Here is a 24,788-nt window from a genome sequence, read left to right on the forward strand (position 1 = left end):
CGGGCCATTTTCTTTTGCAGATGCCCATTTTTTGGGCGCCTGTCCGGGTTAAATTGCCCGCATTCCCGCCGGCTCAAACGCCGCCGTTTGCCCGCGCATTTCGTCCATTTGTTGCATCCGCAACACAGTTTCAGAAATTTCGAACACGGAAACAGCTTCCTTCAATTGCTGCGTCTGCTGATGCAGTGAAGCTGCCGCTGCGGCTGCTTCCTCGACGAGCGCCGCGTTCTGCTGCGTCATCTCATCCATCTGTACCACCGCCTGGTTGACCTGCTCGATGCCCGTGCTCTGCTCGAGCGACGACGCGCTGATTTCCGCCATCATCTGCGTGACCCGCGAGATCGACGCGGAAACGTTTCTCATCGCTTCGCCAGCGTGCTCGACCAGCGTCGAGCCGCCCTGAATCTCGGCAACCGACTCGCTGATCAGCGTTTTGATTTCCTTGGCCGACTGCGCACTGCGCTGGGCCAGGCCCCGCACCTCGCCCGCCACCACGGCAAAGCCGCGACCCTGCTCGCCCGCGCGGGCCGCTTCGACGGCCGCATTCAGCGCGAGGATATTGGTCTGGAACGCGATGCCGTCGATCACCGAGATGATCTCGGCGATCTTGTCCGAGCTTTGCGCGATGCCGCGCATCTTGTCGACCACCTCGTTCACCACTTCGCTGCCAAGCGAGGTCGCCTCAAGGGCGGATTCCGCGAGTGCATTGGCTTCGCGGGCGTGATCGGCGTTCTGGCGCACGGTGGCGGTCAATTCCTCCATGCTCGAGGCGGTTTCTTCGAGCGATGCCGCCTGATTTTCGGTGCGAGCCGACAGATCGGCATTACCGGTGGCGATTTCGTTGGCGCCGAGATGAATCGAGTCGGCGGATTCGCGCACGGTTTGCACAGTGCGCGCCACGCTGGCCTGCATTTTCGCGAGACCGGAGAAGAGGTGGCCGATTTCATTCGTGCCACGCGCGGCGATCGGCTGGTCGAGGCGCCCTTGTGCGATACGGTCGAAGTGACGGCCGGCTTCTTCCAGGGGCGCTACCACGCCCCGGCGCAGCGCGGCGTACACCCCGAAGGTGCCCACCACCAGCACCAGCAGGATCGCAATGCTGACGCCGCGGAACATCGCCATGCGGGCATCGATCGAATCGAGCGACGCACGGCTCGCGGCGTCGCCGAATTGCACGAAGTTGTGCGACTCGGCGAGGTACGCATCCTGGAACGATTGGGTCGGCTGGTCGAGAAAGGCCTGAATATTGTTCGAGTCGAGAAACTGCGCCAACTCCGAGAGCGCGTCGTGCAGCTTTTTGTAGCGCTCGGCGAGGGCGGCAGCGCGCGCACTGTTTTCGTCGCTGGTCTTCGGCACGCTCATGAAGGCGCCGAACGATTGATCGGCGGCGGTCAGCTGTTCGCGAGCGTGCTGCACGATGTCGGTCGGCTCGGCGCCGCCGCGCACCATGCGCGTACCGGCGCGCGACAGGTTGATGCGGGCGTCCATCAGACGCTGGGTCGTTTCATTGACCGCGTCCACCTGCTTCAAGGCGATGCTCGACAAATCGCCCACGTCGTCATGCGTGCGCGTGAGGGACCAGAACCCCAAACCCACCGTGACCAGCTGGAAAACGCAGAATGCGGCCAGAACACACAACAGGCCGGATGCGACCTTGATCTTGCTGAACATCGTGAACACCTGAAAGCAGAGAATGACGGGAACTACGTCAGGGTTAACGGCAAGGCCGAACTTTGCTTGAGATCAATGTCGTTAAAAATCGCCTTACATCCCCTTTTCATCGGCCAACTCCGCAGCTCAAGACATTTCGCACAACAATGCCGAGCAGATATTTCCGATTCACCTTGACGCCGTGCGTCGGTGCTTCCTAGAGTGGGTAGGGACTGCACAACGCACGCCGGTGCAGATGCCACTGCGGGCCACGCCCGAAGGATTCACGATGACCGACCTCCTCGACCGGGCGCGCGGCGCACTGCACGCCCAGCCGTTCAGCATGCTGCTAGGCGCCGAGCTGATGCACACAGGCACTGACGAACTGACGCTATGCCTGCCAATCCGCGACGAGCTGCGGCAACAACATGGCTTCGTGCATGGCGGTGTCATCAGTTATCTCGCCGACAATGCGCTGACGTTCGCCGGCGCGCTGTCGCTAGGTCCGAAGGTCGTGACCGGCGAGTACAAGATCAACTATCTGCGACCGGTGGTGAACGGCACGCTGATCGCGCGGGCGAAGGTCGTCTACGCGGGCCGGCTTCAGGCAACCTGCCAGTGCAATGTGTATGTGATGGACGGTGGCCGGGAGAAGCTCGTCGCTGTTGCACAAGGCACGATCAACCGTATCAGCGAAAACGGCGAGCACGAACCGGCTGGCTGAACATCGATCAACCGGACGCGCTGTTTGCGAGGCCGTTTCAACTCAACACGCATGAAGGCGACGGGACGCTCGCGCGCGGGTACATAAAAAAGGGCCGTTCCTGCTCAATGCGGGAACGGCCCTTTCATCAACAACACATTTCAGCTCAGTCCATTTCAACCCGGCAGCAAGCGAATCACTCTGCCGCGTAAGTCGTCTGCTTCTGCTCGCCCAGACCTTCAATACCGAGACGTATCGTCTGGCCCGGCTTCAGGAACACCGGGTTCGGCTTCACACCCATGCCGACGCCCGGCGGCGTGCCGGTCGAAATCACATCGCCAGGTTGCAGGCTCATGCACTGCGACACATACGACACCAGCTTCGCAACGCCGAACACCATCGTCTTCGTGCTGCCGTTCTGATAGCGGTGGCCGTCTACTTCGAGCCACAGGCTCAGGTTCTGCGGATCGGCGACTTCATCGCGCGTCACGACCCACGGGCCGATCGGGCCGAACGTATCAAAGCCCTTGCCCTTGTCCCACGTGCCGCCGCGTTCGATCTGCCATTCGCGTTCCGACACGTCGTTGATCACGCAGTAACCGGCGACGTAGTCGAGCGCACTGGCTTCGTCGATATATTTTGCCGGCTTGCCGATCACCACGCCGAGTTCGACCTCCCAATCGGTCTTCTTCGAGCCGCGCGGGATTTCGACGTCGTCATTCGGGCCGCAGATCGCGCTTGTCCACTTGTTAAAAATCACCGGTTCCGACGGCACCGGCAGATTCGATTCAGCCGCGTGGTCCGCATAGTTGAGCCCGATGCAGATGAACTTGCCGATCTTGCCGACGCATGGGCCTATGCGCGGATTGCCTTCGACCAACGGCAGCGAAGCCGGATCGAGTGCGCGCAGTTTGGCGAGGCTTTCGTCGCTCAGCACGGCGCCGTCGATATCGCCCACCACTTTCGACAGATCGCGAATCTTGCCTTGCGCGTCGAGCAAGCCTGGCTTTTCCTGGCCTTTCGGCCCATAACGAAGCAGTTTCATCGTTGCACTTCCCTTGACGTTCAGTGATATTCGGTTCGTGTTTCAGCGTGGATCAGTACGCGTCAGTTCGACCAGCCGCCGTCGATCACATGCGCATGACCGGTAGTAAACGACGATTCGTCAGACGCGAGATACAGCGCCAACGCGGCGATCTCTTCCGGCTTGCCGATGCGGCCCATCGGCTGGCGCGCGACAAAAGCCGCCTGCACGGCCTCGAGCGTCGCGCCTTGCGCCTTGGCCTGCTCTACGATCCGCTGTTCGAGCGACGGCGAAGCCACCGTGCCCGGGCAAATCGCGTTACAGCGTACACCACGGGCGATGAAGTCTGCAGCAACGGACTTGGTCAGCCCGATCACCGCAGCTTTCGACGCGCTATATGCAAAGCGGTTCGGCACGCCCTTCACGCTAGATGCCGCCGACGACATGTTGATGATCGACCCACCGCCCTTCTCCAGCATGGCGGGCAAGAACGCGCGGATCATGCGGTACATGGCCTTCGCGTTCAGATCGAAGGCGAAGTCCCAATCTTCTTCGCTGCATTCGAGAATATTGCCGGCGTGCACGAAGCCGGCGCAGTTGAACAGCACGTCGATCGGGCCGAGTTCGGCCGCCAGCGCCTTGATCGCCGCGTTGTCGCGCACGTCGAGCTTGCGCGCTTCGACCGGCTTGCCGGCGAGTCCGTCGATGCGAATATCGGTGGCGATCACGCGCGCGCCTTCGCGCGCGAACAGTTCCGCCGTGGCAAGGCCGATGCCTTGTCCTGCCGCGGTGATCAGGGCCGTCTTGCCGGCCAGTCTTTGTGTCATCTACGACTCCGTTTGAATGGGCTTCTCTTGTCTTCGTAACGCGTGCTGGTCAAATCAAAGTCGATAAAACGCCGTGGCGTTGCCGCCGAAAACCGCTTCGCGCTCGGCGTCGCTCAAGGATGCGAGCAACGTGTTCGACACCGAATGCCAGAGCAGATAGTCGCCGTTCAGATCGAGTACCGGCCAGTCGCTGCCCCACATCAAACGTGCCGGACCGAATGACTTCAGCAGATGCTCGACGTACGGTTGCAGCGTTTCCTCGGTCCAGCCAGGTGAAGCTTCTGTGACGAGTCCGGACAGCTTGCAATGCACTTGCGGTAGCCTGGCGAGCCGCGTGATTGCGTCGGCCCATGATTGCCAACCGGCGCGACCGTAACGGATCGGCGGCTTCGCGCCGTGATCGACGACGATACGCAGCGCCGGAAAACGCACTGCGAACGTTTCGAAATGCTCGACGTGACGCGCATAAATCAACGCGTCGAACGCGAGGTCGTGTGCGATCAGCGCCTCGATCGCAGGTGCGAGATCCGGGTTCGCGATCCATGTGTCGTCGGGCAGGTCCTGCAACATCGGCCGTACGCCCTTGAACTTCGGCTCATGCGCGAAAGCGTCGATGACGGCCGGCGCATTTGGCAGCAGCAACGGCACCCAGCCCACCACGCCCGCAATCGACGGCTCTTTGCGCGCGATGTCCAGCAAGTAGCGTGTTTCGTCGATCGTCGGCGCCGCCTGCACCACTACGGTCCGCTCGATGCCCGCTCTTTCAAGCAAGGGTTTGAGATCGGCGGGACCGAACGGCCGGTACAGGATTTTCAGTTCCGGCGTAAGCCACTCGTAGTCGCCACGAGCGGGGTCCCAATAGTGCTGGTGGGCATCGATATGCATCGTCAAATCAATCCTCTGGCACGGGCGCGCGGCTGTCGAGCAAGCCCTTGTCACGCAAGGCGGACCACAAGGCCGCCGGGATTGGCTGCTCGAATGACGCCGCGTTCTCACGCAATTCGTCGGCACTGCGCGCGCCGGTCAGCACGGTCGCAACCGCCGGATGCGCATACGGAAACTGCAAAGCTGCGGCAGCAAGCGGCACGCCATGCACCCGGCACACCGCTTCCAGCCGCGCGACGCGCTCGATGACTTCCGCAGGCGCATCGCCATAATTGAATTTCAGATCGCCTTCGACGCCGCGCGCCAGAATGCCCGAGTTGAACGCGCCGCCTAACAGGATACTGACGCCGCGCGTTTCGCATGCCGGCAAAAGGTCGCCGAGCGTGGTCTGTTCGAGCAGCGTATAACGGCCGGCAAGCAACGCGCAATCGATATCGAACTCGGCCATTGCGTCGAGTATGACCGCGCCTTCATTAACGCCTAGCCCAACCGCCTTGACCGCGCCCGAGGACCGCAGGTCATCGAGCGCACGAAAGCCGCCGCCTTCGGTCAGTTGTCGCCAATAATGGGGGTTCTTGTCACCATGCGTGGAACGGCCGATATCGTGTACCAGAAGGATGTCGATATCCACGATGCCGAGCCGCTGCTGGCTGTCTTCGAACGAACGCAGAATGCCGTCATGCGTGTAGTCGTAGATTCCTTCGAAAGGAAGCGGGTCTTGCCAGCCATCTTTGGGATCATAAGGCGTGGTGCGCGGCACAAAACGGCGGCCGACTTTGGTGGACAAGACATACTCGCTGCGCGGATAGCGGCGCAGTGCATCGCCAAGACGATGTTCGGCCTTCGTGTTGCCATAATGCGGCGCAGTATCGAAGTAACGCACGCCTGCGTCCCACGCGGCGGCAATCGTCGCGTGGGCTTCTTCATCGGACAGATCGCGATAGAGGCCGCCCAGCGGCGCCGTACCGAGCCCCAAGCCTGTCACTTGCAATGCGCGGCGGCCGATGCCGCGCCGCTGTTCGATCTTCGAACCGATCGTTGCCGTCATTAACCGCGTCTCCTGTGTCGACCAGAGTTAGCGCTTTAGCGCTTACTCTGGTCCCATGCAAAGCTGTCGACCAGAGTTAGCGCTTTAGCGCTTACTCTGGTCCCATGCAAAGCTGTCGACCAGAGTTGGCGCTTTAGCGCTTACTCTGGTCCCATGCAAAGCTGTCGACCAGAGTTGGCGCTTTAGCGCTTACTCTGGTCCCATGCAAAGCTGTCGACCAGAGTTGGCGCTTTAGCGCTTACCCCGATCCCATCTATCTTTTTAGCACGTGCCGACGATGTTTGCCCGCCACGCGCCCACCGCGCTGATGGCGACGCGTTGGCGCCCTGATGGCCGCGCTGAGGGTCGCCGAATCGATCGCTGCCTGGATTCGGACTGATTGATGATAGACCGCTCAGTGCGACTCGATCGCCACCACCCGACGCGACGCTGCAGCGTTCAACGGCAAACAAGCCGGGCCCACCGGTTCGAAAGTCTTGTACGTCAGGATGAATTCCTGATGTCCGAGCATTTCAGATTTCGACGCCGCACCGAGTGACACCGCGACCGTTTGCTCGAACACTTCGCGGCCAACTTCGTCGAGCGTGCCGCGGCCTTCGAGAATGCGGCCTGCATCGACGTCCATATCGCCAGCGAGATTACGATAGGTCGCGGGATTCGCGCACACCTTGATGACCGGCGAAATCGCCGAGCCGACCACGGATCCGCGTCCGGTCGTGAACAGAATCACATGCGCACCGCATGCGATCAGTTCTCCAATTTCCGCGTTGTCGCTGATGTTCGGAAAGCCGAAGCGCGGTTCGCCGTCGGGTACGACGTCGAGCAGATAGAGGCCACCGGTCGGCGGAACGTCGCCGGGTTTGATGATGCCAACAATCGGCGACGCCCCGCTTTTAGCATAAGCACCCAGCGATTTTTCTTCCTGCGTGGTGAGGCCGCCGTCCGCGTTGCCGACGGCAAAACTGCCATGCCCAAGGATTGAGTAGTAGCGCGCCGCCTTCGCTACGCACGCGACAATTTCATCCCCGAGTTCCGGCCTTGCGGCGCGCGTTTTCATATGAAATTCGCAGCCCACCAGCTCGCCGGTTTCTTCGAAGATGCAGGTCGCACCCGCGTCGATCAGATGATCGAATGCACGGCCCACGGCCGGGTTCGCGGTGATGCCGCTGGTGCCGTCCGAGCCGCCGCAAATCGTGCCGATCACCAGTTCGCTCAGTGCCATCGGCACTTTCTGCTGCGCGGCAAGCTGCTTGCGTGCGTCGCGAATCCAGTCGACGCCGTACTGAATCGTGCTGCGTGTGCCACCTTTCTCCTGAATCGTCAGGACTTCGACGGGACGGCCGCTCGCACGCACGACGTCGACGAGGTAATGCTTGTTCATGCTCTCGCAGCCGAGCGACACGAACAGCACCGCACCCACGTTTGGATGCGTGGTAAGCCGCTCAAGCATCTTTTCGGCGTATCCATTCGGATAGCAACCCGGAAAGCCGATCAGATGCACCGGTGGCTCGCGCTCGGCTGAAGGATCGTCGAATGCGTCGAGTGGTTCGCGAAACTGCGTGACGATCTCGCGCGCGACGTGATGCGCGCATTCGACCAGATACGCCACCGCGACTATATTGCGGATGCCCTTGCGGCCATCGTTGCGCAGATAGCCTTGCAACATGGGCTGCTGCGCGGCGGGTGCTACGGAAGTGTCAGTCATGGTCATTCCAGCGCGGCGCAAAGCCACGTCATTGTGCTCAACTCAGTGATGGACGAACTCGTGGCCCGCGTCGTGCGTATAAGTAGGCAGGTAATCGCTTTCGAGGTTGTGCGTATGCAGATGCGCACCGCGCGCCACCGCCTCGGTCACGTGACCGATCACTGCGCCGTAACGCAGCACCTTGTCGTCTTTCGCGAGTTCATGGCGCGCCACCTTATGGCCGAGGTCGATGGTTTTGGTGAGCGTCACGCGCTCACCCTCGATCTCGAGTTGCGTGCCTGCGTCGAGACACGCCGCCGCGATCAGGCAGTTATCCGCGGGACTGAGCAGGATCAGGCGTGGGTCGGTTTGCAATGTTTGCAATGGACGGCTGGTCAAGTGAGTTCTCCGTGATGCGTACGCATTAGTTCTGGCCTTCGCCGCTGGCGAGCCGTGCCACCATCAGCGAGCCGAGGATGATCGCGCCATAGATCGCCTGAATCCAGAACGACGGCACCTGGGCAAGCGTCAGCAGGTTCTGCACGACACCGAGCAGCAGCACACCGGAGAGCGCGCCGAGCATCGTGCCCTTGCCGCCGTCGAGCGAAATGCCGCCGATCACCGCCGCCGCGAACACCGTAAAAATCATCCCGTTGCCCTGGTTCGCGTTGATCGCGCCAACGTACCCGGTCACGATCAAACCGCCCACCGAGGCCAGCATGCTGCCGAGCACGAATACGCCCCACGTAATGCGCTCGACGCGAATCCCCGCCGCGCGCGCTGCTTCCGGATTGCCGCCAATCGCGTATAACGCACGGCCCAGACGGTGATAGCGCAGCATGAACGCGGCGATCGCGAATGCCGCCGCCGCGAGCCACACGGACAAGGGCAAGCCGAACACGATGGTAGTAGCGAGCGCGAAGAACGACGGCGGCATATCGAACAGCGTGCCGCCTTTGGTCGCGCCGACCAGCATGCCGCGCAACACGATCAGCATCGCCAGCGTGACGATGAATGCGTTCAGCCGCAGACGCACCACCAGGAAACCATTCACGAAGCCGATCACCGCGCCGACCACGACGATCGCAAGCAAGCCTACCGCCGCCGGCCATTGCGTCCCGAAACCCGCGGACGCCGCCGGCATCACCAGCATCGCGCCAACGGCGGGCGCAATGCCTACTGTCGATTCGAGCGACAGATCGAACTTGCCGGTCAATACGATCAGCGATTCGGCGAGCACGACCAACGCCAATGCCGCGGAGGCACCCAACACACTGATCAGATTCGCCTTCGTCAGAAAGCTTGGACTGACAAACGCGCCGATCACGATCAGCAACGCGAGCGCGGGCAGCAGCGCCAGATCACGCAGCCGCGCGAGCTCAGTTCGCGCGCGTTTGCCGCGCGTCGCCTGGGCAGCGGGCTGCGGCGTCTGCGCCTGACCTTGCGCGGTGCTGAATGCAGGGCTGGGCACACTATTCTTCATGGAGACTGACTCCTTCAACGGATGCGATCAGGTCATGGTCTTGCCAACCTGCGGGAAATTCGGCCGCGACACGGCCACGGAACATGACCAGCACGCGGTCACAGGTGCGCAGATCGTCGAGTTCGCCGGATACGACCAGCACGGCTTTGCCGTCTTCACGCACACGATCCACAACCGACAGCAACGCTTCTTTCGATTTCACGTCGACGCCCGCCGTAGGATCGATCAGCACGAGCACGTTGGGGTCGGTGGCGAGCGCGCGCGCCATCACGACCTTCTGCTGATTGCCACCCGACAGTCCCGAAACAATGTGCTCGGGACCTTGCGCAACGATGCCGAGCGCGTCGATCATCTTCTGGCCGAAGGCATTTTTCTTCGCCGGTGGTGCAATGCCGAATTTGCCGAGCAGGCGCGTGATCGTCATCGAGGCGTTTTCGGCAACGGACTGCGTCAGCACCAGTCCTTCATGATGGCGATCCTTCGGCACGCAGCCAATGCCGTGCGCCAGCGCCGCCGGCACGTCACCTGGGGGCAGCTTCACGCCGTCCACGCTGACCGCGCCGCTCTTCGCCGCGCGCAAACCGGCAATCGCTTCGGCCACGCTCGTGCGGCCGCTACTCGTCGCGCCGGTCAGCCCGACCACTTCGCCGCGCTTCACCGTAAACGACACGCCTTCGTAATCGGAACCGGCCAGATCTTTGACTTCCAGTGCGATGGCAGTGTCCGCGGACAACGCATCGCGCGCCGCCGCATCGGCGACGGCAAGACCACCGCGCTCGCCGGTCATCGCTTCGATCAGTTGCTCGCGTGGTAACGCGGAAACCGGCGCGCTGATGATATGCCGCGCGTCGCGCAGCACCGTCACCGCCTGGCAGATTTCATAGACTTCCTGCAGGTGATGAGAAATAAAGAGGAACGTCACGCCTTCGCGCTGCAACTCGCTGATGCGGCGGAACAGGCGCTTGATCTCGTCGCCATCGAGCTGCGCGGTCGGTTCATCGAGGATGATGAAGCGTGCGCCGTACGACAGCGCCCGTGCAATCTCCACGAGTTGCCGTGCTTCCACGCTCAGATCGCCGGCGCGCGCGTCTTCGCGTACGTCGATCTTCCAATGATCGAGCAAGGCACGTGCGTCACGGCGCATGGCGCGCCAATCGATCACGCCGCCGCGTGACGGCTGCCGGTTGATGAACAGATTCTCCGCGACGGAGAGATCGCGGATGATCGTGGAATGCTGATAAACGCAGGCGACGCGCTCGCGCCACGCGTCGCGATCCGCGATCGACGGCGCGGCCGCGCCGCTGAAACGCACCTCGCCGGTATCGGCCTTGCGCAGGCCGGTGAGGATCGACACCAGCGTCGATTTTCCCGCACCGTTGCGCCCGACGAGCGCATGTGACTCGCCAGGCATCACGCGGATACTCACGTCTTTCAGCGCGGCCGTCGAGCCGAAGCGCTTGGTAACCTCAAGCGCTTCGACGACCGGTACGGAGGGCGTCGGCTCGCTCATTTAACCGTGTTTCCCCACAACGCTTTGTCGTCGACATTCGCCTTCGTCACGAGCGGTGCGGGCAGTTGGTCTTCAAGCAGGCCAGGTGCGAGCTGGATGATGTTGCTGCCGTGATCGGTCGGGCCCGGTTTGAAGGTTTGTCCGGCGAGCGCCGCCTTGATATAGAACAGGCCGTATTTCGCGTACGAATCAGCGGGTTGCGAGACGGTCGCATCGATATCGCCGCGACGGATCGCCTCGAATTCCTGCGGAATGCCATCGTTGCTGACGATCACGACATGCTTCGCATTGCCGGCCGGAAACAGCATCTGCTTGCGGCGCAGCGTTTGCAGCGTCGGCGACAGATAAACGCCGCCCGCCTGCATGTAGATGCCCTTCACGTCGGGATTGGCGGTGAGCAGACTATCAAGCGCGGTGGCCGCGACATCGCCCTTCCAGCCCGCCGGAATCTCCAGCACCGACAAACCCGGATAGCCCTTCATGCACGAGCGGAACGCTTCGGACCGGTCGCGCCCATTCACCGAGGCGAGGTCGCCCATGATCTGCACAACCTTGCCCGACTTCACGTGATCGCCAATGTACTTGCACGCCTTCTCGCCGTACGCGCGATTGTCGGCGCGCACCACCATCGCCACCTTGCCTTGCGTCGGTGCGACGTCGACGGCGACTACCGGCACGTTCTTCGCCGCGGCCGCATCCAGCGCGCGGCTGATCGCCGCCGAATCCAGCGGGCCGACCACGATGCCCTTGGAGCCGAGGTTCAGCAGGTTATTCATGTCGGTAATCTGCTGGACGGGGTCGCCGTTCGAATTGACCGGCGCGAGGATATCCAGTCCCATGTCCTTCGCGTACTTGGGCAGATAGTTGTTGTACGACTGCCAGAACGGCGACGTGAGCAGCGGCAAATCGAGACCGATCTTGCCGGCGTCGGCGGCTTGGGCGGTACCGCTGACAGCGAGGCCGGCTACACAAGTTGTCGCCGCGACGGCGAACAACGAACTCCGGAACATACGGCGAGCCGCGTGCGGCCCTTTTGCGAACGTCATGGGTTGTCTCCTATGTCGGTCCGGAGTTAGCGCTTTAGCGCTTAGTCCGGCCCCATACAAAGTATTGCGTTGTTGAACTGCGTGAACCGGCCATGAGTGGCGAGCACTTCGTCCTGCGCTTTCTTATGAAGTATTGGCGTGCGTTCATTCACCAATGAACGTATTATTCATATACGGACTTTTTGAAGTCAAGCAATGTGCACTGCACCATGCGTCAGTGTTTCCCCTGGACCCGCGTCGCCTCGCACGAGAATCGTCCTACACGTACACTCACTCGCCAGATAATGAGAAAAGCACACGGAACCTCGCTCACGATGGACGCAGAAGACAAAGACGACGCTGACCGTTACCGCGCCCCCGCGCTGGACAAGGGCCTCGACATCCTCGAACTGCTCGCCGAGCAGAAAGACGGGCTGACGCGCGCCGAAATCACCAAGCTGCTGGGACGCAACGCGAGCGAGATGTACCGGATGCTGGAACGACTGGTCGCGCGGCAATACGTGGTGCGCTCGGCGGCGGGCGACCGGTATTCGCTGAGCCTGAAGCTGTATGCGCTCGCGCACCGTCATCCGCCGATGAACCGTCTGATCTCCGAAGCGCTGCCGCTGATGCAGCGCTTTGCCGACGCGGCCGAGCAATCGTGTCACCTCGTGGTGTACGACCGCGGCAATCTGCTGGTGATCGCGCAGGTGGACGGCCCGGGCACGTGGGGGATGTCGGTACGGCTCGGGTCGCGGGTCGGCCTGATCGATACGGGTTCGGGCCGCGTGATGCTCGCGTTTCAGAGCGTCGAGCAGCGTGACCAGATGCTGGCCGAACACACCAAGGTGAAGGGCGAAGTCACGATCGATCGCGATGCGCTGGAACAGGCGTGCGAGCGGATTCGCGCGGCGGGTTTTTCACAGAAGGACAGTCAGCAGACGTTCGGCGTGACCGACGTCACGTTCCCAATTCAGGGGCCGTCAGGCCAGGCGATCGCGGTGCTTACTTGCCCTTACTTGAAACGTATCGATGAATACGTTGCGCCGACGTTGGGGGCGGCGACGGCGCTGCTGCGCGAGACGGTGCAGGCGCTATCGATGTTTCGGGAAGAGGCCGTTTAACGCGCATGGTTTAGAATGGCGACCCTTTCAAAAATCACGCCGCATGGGACCCCTCATGCGCGCCCATCGAAAAGCAATGGCGAAACTTCTGACCGATTCCGAATTCCTGCGTTTTTCCGAACTCCAGCAGAAGCAGTCGAGCTTCACGATTACGCCTGAAGAAGCCGACGAACTGCGCGACATCGTCGCTCATGCGCAAAAGCGCCGCGACGACCGCGCCGCGGCGATGCAAAGCATCGAGACCTTCATTCAGCAATTCGACATCAGCCCGGACGAGCTGTTTTCGGCCGAGCAGATCGGCGACGCCGCACGCACCTTCGGCCTGATTCCGGCGGCGAAGAAAGAGCGCGTGCTGCCGCCGCAGTTCACGTTCAACGGCAAGCCGTATCAATGGACGGCGCGTCCGCTGCCGGACGACATCCGCGTGCCGCTGTTCGACGCCTTCAAGGCGGGCGAGTCGGTGAAGCCGTTCATCGCGACGCTGAAGGACACAAACCGTTGCGCAGCCACGATTGCGCGTCTGGAACGCGAGACCGGCGCTGTCTACGCTGAAGCGTTGCTGGACGAACTGGCCGTCACCCGTACACAAGTCGACGAGGCTTTGGCCAAGCTGCCGGCTTAAGCGCGACAGCGCTTGCATAAAAAAGCCACCGCTTTTCCCTCGCGGTGGCCTTTGTATCAACGGCCACCGCTCAGACCAGCAGCGGCGGGCGTTGCGTCATTCCTGTTGTCCTCATTTCCTTCCTGTCACCGCCTCCGCGCTTTCTTGCGTCGAATCATCCAGCGCCATCCTGAAGCCGACCACGCCCGGATCTTCCGTCGGCGTAATGGTGAAGCCGCAAGATCTGGCCAGCCCGATCATCGGGGTGTTTTCGCGCAACGCCTCGCCGACCAGCCAATGGATGCCGCGCGCCCGCGCGTATTTGATGATCCGGTCCATCAGCAATTGTCCGAGGTGCCGGCCTTTCTGGTCCGAGCGAATCGCGACCGCAAATTCGGCCGTCTCGTTGTCCGGATCCGCCACCGCGCGCACCACACCGAGGGTGCGCGTAAAACCCTCTTCGCTCGTTACCGTCGCGATCAGCGCCATTTCGCGGTCGTAGTCGATCTGCGTCATCCGCGCGAGTTGCGAGTGGTCGAAGCTGCCGACCGCACCAAAAAACCGCAGGCGTAAATCTTCCGGCGTCATCGCTTCGACGAAATCGTGATGCGCGGCTTCGTCTTCCGGGCGGATCGGCCGGACCGTCACACGTAGGCCCTGCCAGTCGAGCGTCTCTTCGAAGCGGCGCGGATAGGGCACGATCGCGAGACGGCTGCGCGTCGATGCGACTTTGAGGGTCGGCTCGACCACCACCACGTGATCGCTGAACACCCGCAGCGTCAGCGTGAGACCGACGATTTCCTTGACGTCGCAGACGGCCTGCGACAACGCCGTCAGTGCGGCCAGCGCCGGCTCCGGCTCGATCAGCCGCGCATACCGCGAGCGCGTGACGATGTCGCGCGCGAGCATCGGATTGAGCGGCGGCAGACCGTAGACACGTAGTGGATCGGACACGCCATCCGCCGACGGCGCGATGAAGCGGAAGACAGGGCCGAAGTTGTCGTCGTCGTGAAGCTCGACGGCGATGTCGACGACGGGTTTTTGAGGCGCTTGCGGCTCGACACGCAGCCCAAAACGCTCAAGAAACCGCGCTGCCGCTTCGCCAGTTAGTTGGTGCTCACCTGCAGCCAGTGCGGCGCGCGCTTGCGCCTGGGCCGCGTCGATCGCTTCGGGGATCTGCGCCGGCAAACCTTCCGGCGTCTGCATCAGCAATTCACGTCCCATCCGGTAGTCGACCAGGCGGGCGAAGGCGCGCGCGAGCCGCTGCGGCGTCGGGTGAACCGGAATGCCCTGCGCGTGCAGTGCGTCGCGCGTCGCCGCATCCACGCCGCCGAAGAAACACGCGAGCAGACCGCGATACGCGAAGCGCTGATTCGCGATCAACGCCTGCGCCACCTCGCCGACCGGCGCGCCATGCGTCGACGCATGGACCACGAAGGCCGTGCCGGTGCTGCGATGCTCGGCGAGTATCTTGAGCGCGGTGCCGAAATGCTCGGGACGGGCGTCGTCGCCGAGTTGCAGCGGGTTGCCGCCGACCGCGTGCGGCAATGCTTCGGTTAGCGCTGCGTCGGCTTCGGCGGGCCACGGCGCAAGGGTGTCGCCGGCCGCGGCGAAGGCGTCGCAGGCGAGCGTGGCGAGGCCGCGGTCGCTGGTGATCAGCGTCGCCGTCGCGCCCGCCGCGACGCGACCTACGCCGAGCGTTTCGATTTCATCGAGCAGATCGTCGAGCGCATCCACGCGCACCATGCCCGCGCGACGGAACGCGGCGGTGTAAAGCCCGTCGGCAGGATCGGCGCGACCCGAGCGCAACGCCAGCACCGGTTTGTTACGTGCCGCTGCCCGCGCCGCCGACATGAACTTGCGCGCCGCGCGCACCGTATCCAGTTCGAGCAGGATCGCGCGCGTGCCGGGGTCACTTGCCAGATAGTCGAGCACGTCGCCAGCATCGACGTCAGCCTCGCCGCCCAGTGCTACCGCGTGCGAAAAGCCGAGACCGCGCGCATGCGCCCAACCGAGCACCGCGTTCGTCAGCGCATTCGACTGCGACACCCACGCCACGCCGCCAGCCTTCACCGTGCACGACGGCGCGCCGAAATGCGCGTGCAGCGCTGGCGACACGACACCCAGACTGCCCGGCCCGACAATGCGCAGCAGATGCGGCCGCGCCGCCGACAACGCATGCCGCAACGCAAGCCGGTCCTCATCGCTACGCACTTCGCCAACGATGATCGCCGCGCGCGTGCCCAAGCCACCCAGTTTATGAATAATGCCAGGCCAGGTATCCGGCGGCGTGCAGATCACCGCCACAGTAGGCGCCTCCGGCAGATCGCCGGCATCGCGAATCACCGCGTAGCCACCGAGCGTTTCGTATTTAGGATTGACCGGCCAGACAGGCCCGTTGAAGCCGCCTTCCAGCACGCGCGCCCACACCATCGCGCCGGTGCTGCCCGGCCGCTCAGAAGCGCCAATCACGGCGACGGATTTGGGTCGGAACAAGGCGTCGAGATTGCGAACGGTCACGGGCGCTCCGCAGATTGGAAAGGCGCACCGCGACAGCGAGGCGCGCGTCCTCGTCAGGATAGGCGAAGTCGAGGGCTTGCGCGGACCTTGCGGACGATTGGCCGATGTCACATGCGTGAGATTGCACTGGATCGGCACCAGCGCGCACCGGAATTTTTTTAGCGCACTCAAGCAAAAAACCACGCCGAAATGCGACAATCCTTGGGATGCCGAACGGCACCATCTGCACGGAAATTCACTGGCTAGTTGAAAGCCTGCAGAGCGCGTCGGAGACAACGCGCGGCACGAACATACACTCCGTTGCGACGCTGGCCCGACACCAGCCGACCTGTGCGGATGACCCAAAGAGAGAGAAGGTGATTTATGCGGCGCTTGCCATCGCTGATCGCGTTGCGCTTCTTCGAAGAGACGGCCCGTCACATGAGTTTCAATCGCGCCGCCATCGCGCTGTGCGTGACGCAAGGCGCGGTGAGCCGGCAGATCAAGTTGCTCGAGGAATCGCTCGGCGAGAAGCTGTTCGAGCGCGATCACAAGGGTATTCGTTTGACGCCTGCAGGTCTGCAATTCCTGCCTTGCCTCTCCGATGCATTCGACACCATCGAACGCGGCTTCCGTCAAATCACTGCTGCCAAAGGCCGGCGACGCCTCATGCTCGCCGTGCCGCCCACGTTCGCCTCGCAATGGTTCTCGCCGCGGCTCGGCTCGCTGGCTGATGAATTACCCGACGTCGAGCTTTCCGTTCGTACCTCAGTCACGGAAGACTGTCACTGCAACATCCGCTTCGGCCGTGGCGCACTGCCGGACGCGCATTCCGAATTACTGATGATCGAGCGCCATGTGCTGGTCGGTGCGCCGCGTCTGCTCGGCGAACCGCTCGACATGCTGCTTGAGCATATGCCCGCGCTGCACGTGCTACACGACGACGCCCGGCTCGACCTGTGGCCGAACTGGCTGGCGCGGGCAGGCCTGCCCGCGCGTTACGCGGAAAACGGCATTGAGTTCTCGACTTTGGAGCAAGCGATCCGCGCTGCACGTAAGGGCGCGGGGTTGGCGGTGGTCGATCGGAACATGATCGTCGAGGAACTCGCGGACGAGAGTCTTGCGCAGTTTTCCGATATCGAAGTAACCGGGCCCTTCGGTTACTGGCTCGACGTGGCGCAACGCCACGCGGCGCTTGAGCATGTGCAAGCGTTTGCTAGCTGGATGCGGGAAGAGGTTTTGAAGATGGAGTGACTCGACGCGATCCGCATCAAAGATACGGGCTTCGCACGCAACGCCTTGCCCGCATACCTGGGAACGCGCCGCTACCCGCGTTTGCGAAAAGTATTCTGTCTGCATGTTGCCCTTCCGAAACGCAATCCACAGTAACAACGCGGCGCCCTCGCATCCGGTTCTCACGCCGCGCGCGTAGGAATATTCCGACGCATTTAAGAATATTCCGATTTTTTATGAGATGCCGTTCAGCGAACATATGAACAGTGCCAATGCGGTCCGATAGTCGTCACCACCGTTAGCGGTGTTCTCTCTATCCGCGATAGCTTGAAGGGCTAATTCCGCACGGCAACCCACTCAACGGATCCATGACGACACGTCCAATCCCAAAAGCTCGCCATCCTTCGCGGGGCGGCGTCCAAGGTGATTCATCATGAACAGGTTATTCAATATATTTCGCTCAGAAACGTTTTTCGACATATTTAGAAGCTGGAAAAGTCCAGCGAGCGTACGACGCATTCTGACAATCGTCGCGTGTGTACTTGGTGCGTGTACGATAGGTTCAGCTAACGCGGCCTGTTCGTTCTCCGGTGGGAGCTTCGGGACAGCATCTATTAATTTGGGTGGCGTCACGGTGCCCGCAAATGTCGCGCCCGGAACCGTGATTGCCACAAGGCAAGGGACGTACGACAGCATCGTCGGGCACCAAGGCTTTATGTGCGGAAGCAATGTGGCCAGCACTATGTCTTTCGCGATGTCAGGTGTCGGAACGGCAAGCATTTACCCAACCAATATTTCCGGCATCGGCATTCGCGTATATATATGGTCCAGTGGCATCTATTACACCACGCCCACGACGCCGACCCTAACGCCGAATTCATGGACCTTTACCGTCCCGGGAGGCTCTGGAGCCAACTACGGAACGGGCTCTTTGCAAGTGAAGGTCGAACTCGTGGCAACTGGCCCGATCGGCGACAGCGGCTCATTGGTCTATAACGTGGGACCTTGGTTGACAGTTGCGACGGAGGATGGCACGAGTACGCTACCCGCAGCCAATCTCGCGGTGACGGCGACAATGGCTTCTCAGTCCTGCAGCGTAACGACGTCCTCCGTCGCCGTGAAACTACCGCCTGCATATGTGGGCAAACTGAACTCGGGCTCAACTGGCGCGACCCCGTTCAACCTTGGCGTTACGTGTCCGAAGGGTGCCAAAGTCAATGTGACGCTCACCGACGCATCGGATATTTCCAATAGATCGACCACGCTGAGTCTCGCGCCAGATTCGACTGCGACAGGCGTGGCTCTGCAGATCCTTAACGGCTCGACACCGATCGCCTATGGACCCGATTCTGCGGCCGCGGGTAACACGAACCAATGGTTGGCTGGCACGGCGGCCGGCGGTTCGATGAATATCCCGCTTACCGCCCAGTACGTACGGGCAGCAGGCCCATTGGCTGGCGGCACCGTGAAAGGATTGGCTACTTTCACGATGTCGTATCAATAGGACCGTCGCTCACATGGCACAACGGTACGCGGGCACGATAACCCCGCACATAAAAAAGCCCCGTCACTCATCGACGGGGCCTTCTTACGTGAACGGTCAGCCTTGGCGTGCTGGCGCGGATACCTGATTACATCGATTTCTTGAACGGCGCGCCCGAATGCTCACGCAGTTCGTTAAAGACGATCTTCGGCCACGCCTTCTGCGCAACTTCAATCTCTGACACGTGCGACGCCAGATATGTCGGCGCATCCGATGCATCGAGCGCGATCCGCGCGGCGTACGAATCGGTGAAACGGCGCAATTCGGCAGCATCATCACACGTCACCCAGCGTGACATCCGATAGCGCGCTGGCGCCATCCGCACGTCGACCTTATATTCCGTCGACAAGCGATGTGACACCACCTCGAACTGCAGCTGCCCCACTGCGCCAAGAATCATCAAGCCGCCGACTTCCGGACGGAACACCTGAATCGCACCTTCCTCGCCGAGCTGCTTCAGCGCTTCGCCGAGTTGCTTCGCGCGCATCGGATCGACCACTTCCACGGTCTGGAAAATTTCCGGCGCGAAGAACGGCAAGCCGACGAACTGCAGCTGCTCGCCTTCAGTCAGCGTATCGCCGAGACTCAAGGTGCCGTGATTCGGGATACCGATGATGTCGCCCGGATACGCTTCGCTAACCGTCTCGCGGCGCTGCGACAGGAACGTCACCACGTTATTCGCGCGGAACGTCTTGTTCGTGCGCGTCACCTTCACGGCCATGCCGCGTTCGAAATGCCCCGAACACACGCGAATGAATGCCACGCGGTCGCGGTGCGCCAGGTCCATGTTCGCCTGCACCTTGAACACGACGCCGGTGAACTTCGGCTCGTCCGGCAGCACGGGACGTTGAACGGTCATGCGCATAGACGGCGGCGGCGCCAGATCGACCAGCGCGTCGAGAATTTCCTTCACGCCGAAGTTGTTGATCGCCGAGCCGAACAATACCGGCGATTGCTGACCGGCAAGGAATTGCTCGCGATCGAAATCCGGCGACGCACCGGTGATCAGATCGATCTCTTCTTTCGCCTTGACCCAGGCATGCCCGAAGCGGCGCTCGCCTTCTTCGTCGCTGAGTGCATGTATGGTTTCGACCTCGCCGCCCGCCTTATCCTGCCCGGCGCGGAACAGGCGCACCTGGTCGCGCTGGATGTCATACACGCCCTGGAAATCCTTGCCCATACCGATAGGCCACGTGAATGGCACAGCGGCCACGCCAAGGTGCTGTTCGATCTCGTCGAGCAGTTCGAGCGGCTCGCGCACTTCGCGGTCGAGCTTGTTGATGAAGGTGACGATCGGTGTCTTGCGGCTACGGCAGACCTCGAGCAGCTTCAGCGTTTGCGCTTCGACGCCGTTCGCGCCGTCGATCACCATCACGGCGGCATCGACCGCGGTCAGTACACGATAGGTATCTTCGGAGAAGTCTTCGTGGCCCGGGGTGTCGAGCAGGTTGATCACGGCGTCGCCGTATTCGAACTGCATGACCGAGCTGGCGACGGAAATGCCACGCTGCTTTTCGATCTCCATCCAGTCGGACGTCGCGTAGCGGTTGCTCTTGCGGCCCTTCACGGTGCCGGCGATCTGGATCGCGCCCGAGAACAGCAGCAGCTTTTCAGTAAGCGTAGTCTTGCCCGCGTCCGGGTGGGAAATGACCGCGAACGTGCGGCGGCGTTTAAGTTCAGAGACTGACATCGGGTCTGGCGGTCACGGATAGGGGTTCGGGCGGTGTTCGGCTGCTTGTCGCTGCCGGTCTGCCACGCCTTGCGCGGCGGCGTCGAGCTGCGGGAGTCGGGTCAGGAACCCTCGTCACAATGGCAACTCGACCGCGTCGGAACCAGGTTACGAACGAGCGTTCGACAATACGGGAATCGCCAGCGCAGAACAGCGCAGGGAACGAATGATACACGTCATGGGGGTGGGCGAAGGAAAACCGCTTCCGGCTTGGGGCGCGGGACGGACCGGCGGAACCAGCGCAGGCACGGAGGGCGGCGGCTCGCCTCCCTTTCCGGCGTTACTGATAGGACATGGTGAATGTGGCAAGTGCCTTGACCGTTCCCGCCGTAACCGGCCCCGTGCTGATGTAACGTGCAATCAGCGGAACTTGCCGTTGACCGTTCGGCGAGTCAACGATCAGCCACTGATTGGCGTTGCCCGGTGTCGCGGAATCGGCGCCAAACGAAACTGGGCCGGCACCGTTGAGCACCTGAATCCCTACGCCCGTTGCCGACGAGTCGGCGGTGATCTGCAAGGTGTTCGAGCGATTAGCAGGGTTGACGTTGTCAGTCAGCGTGACGGGAACCTTGGCGCCTGCGCTACAGGCGAAGGTCAAGGAAAACGGCGTCGGCGCAAAGACGGTCCCGGCGCCGCCAGCAAATGCCCGGGTGTCGGCGGTGGCGAGCGGAACGCGAATGTCGGCCTGGCTGACCGAACAAGTCGCGTGGGTGAGCGTGCCTGTCGCGCTGCCGGAATAGATCGGGGATTTGCCCCAAGAACTGCTGCCGCCGTCCGACGTCCTGAATGTCAGTCCAATAGCAGGGATTGTCGACAGATTCGAAGCACCTGGAGAAATCGTCCCAGTGACGATCAGCGTGGAAGTCACCGTGAGATTGAGAGGCGTAGCCGGGCCCCCAAGTGGTCCGGTAAATGGGCAGTTCAAGCGTGTCGAACCGTTGGCGAGAACCTGATTGCTGATCCCGCAGTCCGTTGAATTGAACGTGAAGCGGATGCCAAGACCCGCAATATTGGTTTGGTAGACATCGGTGAAGCCTGGCGCCAGCGCTGCCGTGACTGTCAAATCGCCATACAACGTTGCGGACGCCGGGACGCCTCCGCTGCCAGGCATAAAGCAAAGGAACTGGAATGCATCGGGTGCCGCCGTTTTTATCGTTGAGCCCCCCGCGGCATTCACAGGCACGGAGATGGTTCCGGCACTCAACACCATATTGAGTGGTCCGGGATTACACGACAAGTTTGCATGCGCGGGCATCGAAATCAGACCAGCGAAAAACACAAATATCGAGCGTGCGCAGAACCGCATCAGAGAAAAATTCCTTCCCTCTTTAAAACCCGAGCTAACAGATTGCGCCGGCTTAACACGCCTGCGGCAAAGCGTCCAATTCCAGTTGAACGCTATTTAGTTAGAACCTTCTGAGCCACCCACGCAGTGCCCTTCAACTGACAGATACGCCGCTCCCGCCTTCCCTGTCGACTTCGGCAACACATAATCAATCCGGCACTCTTGCGAAGCTGCCTCGCCCCACTTCACAAACAACGAGCCCTTATCCTCCAGCCCGCGCGCAAAAATCCGGCTGTCCTGTGCGACGACACCAACGTTGTGGCCATTGCCATCAACCACATCCGCGCCGAACGGCAGCGCCTTGTCGCCCAGCTGCGGCGCACGAATCAGCGCCGCACGTCCGCTCACCGTCTTGTACTTGATCATCACCACCGAGCCGAGACGCGGCACCGCCTGCTCTGAAGTCGACTCGAATTCGACGTCGGTCGACGTGCCCTTCGGGTCGATGTCGACCGTGTTCATGCCGTAAGGCGTCAGGTAAGGCACCACCGCATAGCCGCGGCTATTGAGCTTGACGCCCGGCGCGCTGCTCACGCTTGCGCCCGCTGCACCCGGTGCTTCGACAATGCCGAACGTATCGCCAACCGTCTGCGAGAACGTCACGCCGCCCGGATGGGCCACGACCGTCCCACTGATACCCGCCGACACCTGGCTCGAACCCGAGCCCCCGCTTGCCGAGGCCGTCATCTGCGCATAAGGCGCGCGCCAGGCGCCGCTCACGCCCGTGTTGGCGGAGCTGCCGCTACTGGCGCTGCCATACGTGCCGTACGCGTTGTACGAATACTGGTTCGCGTCGCCAAGTGAGCCGCTGATGTTGGCTTGCAAGTTGGTGCTGCCACCCGAGCTCGTCAGATTGGTCGACATCAACGGCGCATGCTGGCTGTGGCCAAGCGGAAGCGTCGTGCTGAGCATGAACTGGTTGGACATCGAGTTGTCCGCATTGCGGGTTCGTCCAGCGGTAATGCTGTACGTGCCGTACTTGAAGCTATTCGTATAGCCGGCCTGATAGAACGTGTCGCTACCGTGGTTCCAGTACTGCTGCGACGACGCGCTCAGAAACACGGTTCCATGACCCTTCAGATTCTGGTTGACCGTGACCTGGAAGCGATTGCGCTGGCGATAAACGGAACTCGTATCGCCGCCATGCATAGCCAGATCGCGCACGGATGCCGCGTCCGAGAGGCTCAGAAAGCCGGCGGTCGAATAACGGTAGGCCGCAACCGCAATATTGGTGTCAGTCGAGTCGATGAACTTGCTATAGCCGATACGCAAACTCGTGCCGCGCATCGTGCTCTGGCTCGGCACCTGGGTTTGTGCCGCGGTCACATCTGCGGAGAACGCGCCGAATTTCGTGTTCAGCGCGGCGCCCACATCAGCGGCAACGTAGCCATTCGCCGTCACAGCGCCGCCATAAGCCGTCACCAGATTCGTGAGACCGCGTTGCAACGTGAACTGCGCAAAGTTCGGCTTCGTTTCAAGCGAGTCGTTACGCAATTGCCCGGCAGTCACCGAGAACCGCGTCGTACCGGGGCGCAGCGATTGTGCAACCGAAGCAAACGGCACCGTAAATGACTTGGTGCGGCCGTCCGCTTCGGTCACCGTCACGTCGAGGTTGCCACCGTAACCGGTCGCGTACAGATCGTTGATTTCGAACGGACCCGGCGACACGCTGGTTTCATAGATCACCTGGTTGTTCTGACGGACCGTGACACGCGCGTTCGATTCCGCTGTGCCGCGCACCACCGGCGCATAGCCGCGCAGCGATTCCGGCAACATGCGGTCGTCGGTGGCGATCTGTGCGCCGCGGAACTGCACGCTGTCGAGCACGTCGCCCGTGGTGGACCCGTCGCCCACGGTCACCTGGGATTTCAGCGCGGCAACGTCGTGCTGCACATAGGTCGCGATATTGTCGAAATGCGTGCCCTGCCCGGTCTGCTGCGACACCGACGATTGATGGCGGAAATGCCACGCGCCAATGTTCACGCCGGCATTCAGGCCCAAATAGCTTTGCGTCGACTGCGTGCCCGAGCCGGCCGTGTGATAGGTATTCGCGTTGTAGCTCACGAAGCCCGCGTTCACGCCGTTTTGCCACATGTCAGGCGGCACGTAACCGCGCGCGGCGTTGCGCATGTAGATCTGCGGCACGCTCAGCGTGAGCTTCTGTTCGGAGAAGTCGAAGTCGACGGTCGCGCCCGGCACCATCACGGCAAGGTCGACGCATTCGTCAGCGTTGCCCGCAGCGCCGGCGGCTTCGCCGGACTGCTTGCTGACGGTCGCGTCAGCGCTTAAAGCCGGGGCGGCATGCGCGTCTTTGACTGCAGCTCCATCCGCAGCCGCATGTTCCGGCAGCTTCGCGCCGATAGCCGCGCCAACCTTGGCGAAATCGACACCGAGTGTTTCCAACGTTTGGCGACTAAAGCAAGCACGCGCGCTTTGTCCGTCGCGAGTCGCCACGAAGCGCACATCCTGGCGCGCCACACGAACGTCGTTGACCCAGAGGTCGACGGAGTACACACCCGGCTGCACCATGTTGCCGCGAGCGAAGCGCGAGACGTCCACGGTTTGCTTCGGGTCCGTGCGCAGAAACGTTGTGTCGAACTGGACAGCTGCGCTGGTGTCGCCGGCTTCTGCTGCATTCACGCTCGCCGACTGGACGCCGCCGAGCACCGCGAAAGCCGACACGACGACTGCGGCCACGGGGCTCAGGCCGAACGAACCAGAGAATTCACTGGCGCGAGCATGCGACTGATGACGAGGTGAAAGTTTCATGATCTAACTGACTTCCAATGTCTGCGACAGGCGTGCGTTGTCCTTGTGCGTTGCCTGTGCAACGCACGCCGTGGTCGAGAAGGTTGAGCAATGGGCGGAAGGCGGC

General features: G+C 61.9%; 19 protein-coding genes. 5 read left to right on the forward strand and 14 right to left on the reverse strand.

The window, feature by feature from the left end:
- Positions 1 to 48: 48 nt before the first annotated feature.
- Positions 49 to 1,671, reverse strand: a complete 1,623-nt coding sequence (locus PQQ52_RS06985; RefSeq protein ID WP_408208332.1) for a methyl-accepting chemotaxis protein — start codon at positions 1,669 to 1,671, stop codon at positions 49 to 51.
- Between the two features lie 268 nt (positions 1,672 to 1,939).
- Here PQQ52_RS06985 and PQQ52_RS06990 point away from each other — a divergent pair, with 268 nt between their 5' ends.
- Positions 1,940 to 2,374, forward strand: a complete 435-nt coding sequence (locus PQQ52_RS06990) for a PaaI family thioesterase (RefSeq protein ID WP_408208335.1) — start codon at positions 1,940 to 1,942, stop codon at positions 2,372 to 2,374.
- Positions 2,375 to 2,549: 175 nt separating this feature from the next.
- Here the strand turns inward: PQQ52_RS06990 and PQQ52_RS06995 are convergent, their stop codons facing one another.
- The 9 genes from PQQ52_RS06995 to PQQ52_RS07035 form a co-directional block, all read right to left on the reverse strand.
- A complete protein-coding gene (locus tag PQQ52_RS06995; protein ID WP_408208337.1) occupies positions 2,550 to 3,398 on the reverse strand; it encodes an ureidoglycolate lyase in 849 nt (282 codons plus the stop codon).
- 62 nt (positions 3,399 to 3,460) lie between these two features.
- Positions 3,461 to 4,204 (reverse strand): SDR family oxidoreductase, encoded by a 744-nt coding sequence (locus PQQ52_RS07000; RefSeq protein WP_408208340.1) that lies wholly within the window; start codon positions 4,202 to 4,204, stop codon positions 3,461 to 3,463.
- A gap of 54 nt (positions 4,205 to 4,258) precedes the next feature.
- A complete protein-coding gene (locus PQQ52_RS07005) occupies positions 4,259 to 5,089 on the reverse strand; it encodes an amidohydrolase family protein (RefSeq protein ID WP_408208343.1) in 831 nt (276 codons plus the stop codon).
- 7 nt (positions 5,090 to 5,096) lie between these two features.
- A complete protein-coding gene (locus tag PQQ52_RS07010) occupies positions 5,097 to 6,137 on the reverse strand; it encodes an aldo/keto reductase (RefSeq protein WP_408208345.1) in 1,041 nt (346 codons plus the stop codon).
- Between the two features lie 394 nt (positions 6,138 to 6,531).
- Positions 6,532 to 7,842, reverse strand: coding sequence for a UxaA family hydrolase (locus PQQ52_RS07015; RefSeq protein WP_408208348.1), 1,311 nt, complete (start codon positions 7,840 to 7,842; stop codon positions 6,532 to 6,534).
- Positions 7,843 to 7,884: 42 nt separating this feature from the next.
- A complete protein-coding gene (locus PQQ52_RS07020) occupies positions 7,885 to 8,220 on the reverse strand; it encodes a UxaA family hydrolase (RefSeq protein ID WP_408208350.1) in 336 nt (111 codons plus the stop codon).
- A gap of 25 nt (positions 8,221 to 8,245) precedes the next feature.
- The gene (locus PQQ52_RS07025; RefSeq protein WP_408208353.1) at positions 8,246 to 9,304 is read right to left on the reverse strand and encodes an ABC transporter permease; all 1,059 of its coding nucleotides are present in this window, start codon (positions 9,302 to 9,304) and stop codon (positions 8,246 to 8,248) included.
- Positions 9,294 to 10,814 carry a sugar ABC transporter ATP-binding protein gene (locus PQQ52_RS07030; protein ID WP_408208355.1) on the reverse strand — a complete coding sequence of 507 codons (1,521 nt, stop codon included), beginning with the start codon at positions 10,812 to 10,814 and terminating at the stop codon, positions 9,294 to 9,296. Before PQQ52_RS07030 ends, PQQ52_RS07025 begins: the two co-directional genes overlap by 11 nt.
- Positions 10,811 to 11,860 carry a sugar ABC transporter substrate-binding protein gene (locus PQQ52_RS07035; RefSeq protein ID WP_408208358.1) on the reverse strand — a complete coding sequence of 350 codons (1,050 nt, stop codon included), beginning with the start codon at positions 11,858 to 11,860 and terminating at the stop codon, positions 10,811 to 10,813. The genes PQQ52_RS07030 and PQQ52_RS07035 overlap by 4 nt, the downstream gene beginning before the upstream one ends.
- 314 nt (positions 11,861 to 12,174) lie before the next feature.
- On the opposite strand from PQQ52_RS07035, the gene PQQ52_RS07040 reads away from it, so the two are divergent.
- The gene (locus tag PQQ52_RS07040) at positions 12,175 to 12,963 is read left to right on the forward strand and encodes an IclR family transcriptional regulator (protein WP_408208360.1); all 789 of its coding nucleotides are present in this window, start codon (positions 12,175 to 12,177) and stop codon (positions 12,961 to 12,963) included.
- Positions 12,964 to 13,039: 76 nt separating this feature from the next.
- Positions 13,040 to 13,585, forward strand: a complete 546-nt coding sequence (locus PQQ52_RS07045; RefSeq protein WP_408208363.1) for a hypothetical protein — start codon at positions 13,040 to 13,042, stop codon at positions 13,583 to 13,585.
- 111 nt (positions 13,586 to 13,696) lie between these two features.
- On the opposite strand, the gene PQQ52_RS07050 is transcribed toward PQQ52_RS07045, so the two are convergent.
- Positions 13,697 to 16,084, reverse strand: a complete 2,388-nt coding sequence (locus PQQ52_RS07050) for a bifunctional acetate--CoA ligase family protein/GNAT family N-acetyltransferase (protein WP_408208366.1) — start codon at positions 16,082 to 16,084, stop codon at positions 13,697 to 13,699.
- 363 nt (positions 16,085 to 16,447) lie between these two features.
- Here PQQ52_RS07050 and PQQ52_RS07055 point away from each other — a divergent pair, with 363 nt between their 5' ends.
- Entirely contained in the window at positions 16,448 to 17,317 is an 870-nt protein-coding gene (locus tag PQQ52_RS07055; protein WP_408208368.1) for a LysR family transcriptional regulator, read from the forward strand.
- A 412-nt stretch (positions 17,318 to 17,729) separates the two neighbouring features.
- Positions 17,730 to 18,800, forward strand: a complete 1,071-nt coding sequence (locus tag PQQ52_RS07060) for a fimbrial protein (protein ID WP_408208371.1) — start codon at positions 17,730 to 17,732, stop codon at positions 18,798 to 18,800.
- 127 nt (positions 18,801 to 18,927) lie between these two features.
- Here the strand turns inward: PQQ52_RS07060 and PQQ52_RS07065 are convergent, their stop codons facing one another.
- The 3 genes from PQQ52_RS07065 to PQQ52_RS07075 all read right to left on the reverse strand — a co-directional run bounded on the left by PQQ52_RS07065 (position 18,928) and on the right by PQQ52_RS07075 (position 24,682).
- Entirely contained in the window at positions 18,928 to 20,529 is a 1,602-nt protein-coding gene (locus PQQ52_RS07065) for a peptide chain release factor 3 (RefSeq protein WP_408208374.1), read from the reverse strand.
- Positions 20,530 to 20,848: 319 nt separating this feature from the next.
- The gene (locus PQQ52_RS07070; RefSeq protein ID WP_408208377.1) at positions 20,849 to 21,631 is read right to left on the reverse strand and encodes a fimbrial protein; all 783 of its coding nucleotides are present in this window, start codon (positions 21,629 to 21,631) and stop codon (positions 20,849 to 20,851) included.
- A gap of 339 nt (positions 21,632 to 21,970) precedes the next feature.
- Positions 21,971 to 24,682, reverse strand: coding sequence for a fimbria/pilus outer membrane usher protein (locus PQQ52_RS07075; protein ID WP_408208380.1), 2,712 nt, complete (start codon positions 24,680 to 24,682; stop codon positions 21,971 to 21,973).
- Positions 24,683 to 24,788: the final 106 nt, after the last annotated feature.

It is taken from the genome of Paraburkholderia sediminicola, assembly GCF_046030555.1.
Taxonomy (GTDB): domain Bacteria; phylum Pseudomonadota; class Gammaproteobacteria; order Burkholderiales; family Burkholderiaceae; genus Paraburkholderia; species Paraburkholderia sediminicola_E.

Excerpts from the sequence above, each read along its gene's own strand:
- PQQ52_RS06985 (WP_408208332.1), bottom strand. The coding sequence starts at position 1,671 with ATGTTCAGCAAGATCAAGGTCGCATCCGGCCTGTTGTGTGTTCTGGCC.
- PQQ52_RS06990 (WP_408208335.1), top strand. The coding sequence starts at position 1,940 with ATGACCGACCTCCTCGACCGGGCGCGCGGCGCACTGCACGCCCAGCCG.
- PQQ52_RS06995 (WP_408208337.1), bottom strand. The coding sequence starts at position 3,398 with ATGAAACTGCTTCGTTATGGGCCGAAAGGCCAGGAAAAGCCAGGCTTG.
- PQQ52_RS07000 (WP_408208340.1), bottom strand. The coding sequence starts at position 4,204 with ATGACACAAAGACTGGCCGGCAAGACGGCCCTGATCACCGCGGCAGGA.
- PQQ52_RS07005 (WP_408208343.1), bottom strand. The coding sequence starts at position 5,089 with ATGCATATCGATGCCCACCAGCACTATTGGGACCCCGCTCGTGGCGAC.
- PQQ52_RS07010 (WP_408208345.1), bottom strand. The coding sequence starts at position 6,137 with ATGACGGCAACGATCGGTTCGAAGATCGAACAGCGGCGCGGCATCGGC.
- PQQ52_RS07015 (WP_408208348.1), bottom strand. The coding sequence starts at position 7,842 with ATGACTGACACTTCCGTAGCACCCGCCGCGCAGCAGCCCATGTTGCAA.
- PQQ52_RS07025 (WP_408208353.1), bottom strand. The coding sequence starts at position 9,304 with ATGAAGAATAGTGTGCCCAGCCCTGCATTCAGCACCGCGCAAGGTCAG.
- PQQ52_RS07030 (WP_408208355.1), bottom strand. The coding sequence starts at position 10,814 with ATGAGCGAGCCGACGCCCTCCGTACCGGTCGTCGAAGCGCTTGAGGTT.
- PQQ52_RS07035 (WP_408208358.1), bottom strand. The coding sequence starts at position 11,860 with ATGACGTTCGCAAAAGGGCCGCACGCGGCTCGCCGTATGTTCCGGAGT.
- PQQ52_RS07040 (WP_408208360.1), top strand. The coding sequence starts at position 12,175 with ATGGACGCAGAAGACAAAGACGACGCTGACCGTTACCGCGCCCCCGCG.
- PQQ52_RS07045 (WP_408208363.1), top strand. The coding sequence starts at position 13,040 with ATGGCGAAACTTCTGACCGATTCCGAATTCCTGCGTTTTTCCGAACTC.
- PQQ52_RS07055 (WP_408208368.1), top strand. The coding sequence starts at position 16,448 with ATGCGGCGCTTGCCATCGCTGATCGCGTTGCGCTTCTTCGAAGAGACG.
- PQQ52_RS07060 (WP_408208371.1), top strand. The coding sequence starts at position 17,730 with ATGAACAGGTTATTCAATATATTTCGCTCAGAAACGTTTTTCGACATA.
- PQQ52_RS07065 (WP_408208374.1), bottom strand. The coding sequence starts at position 20,529 with ATGTCAGTCTCTGAACTTAAACGCCGCCGCACGTTCGCGGTCATTTCC.
- PQQ52_RS07075 (WP_408208380.1), bottom strand. The coding sequence starts at position 24,682 with ATGAAACTTTCACCTCGTCATCAGTCGCATGCTCGCGCCAGTGAATTC.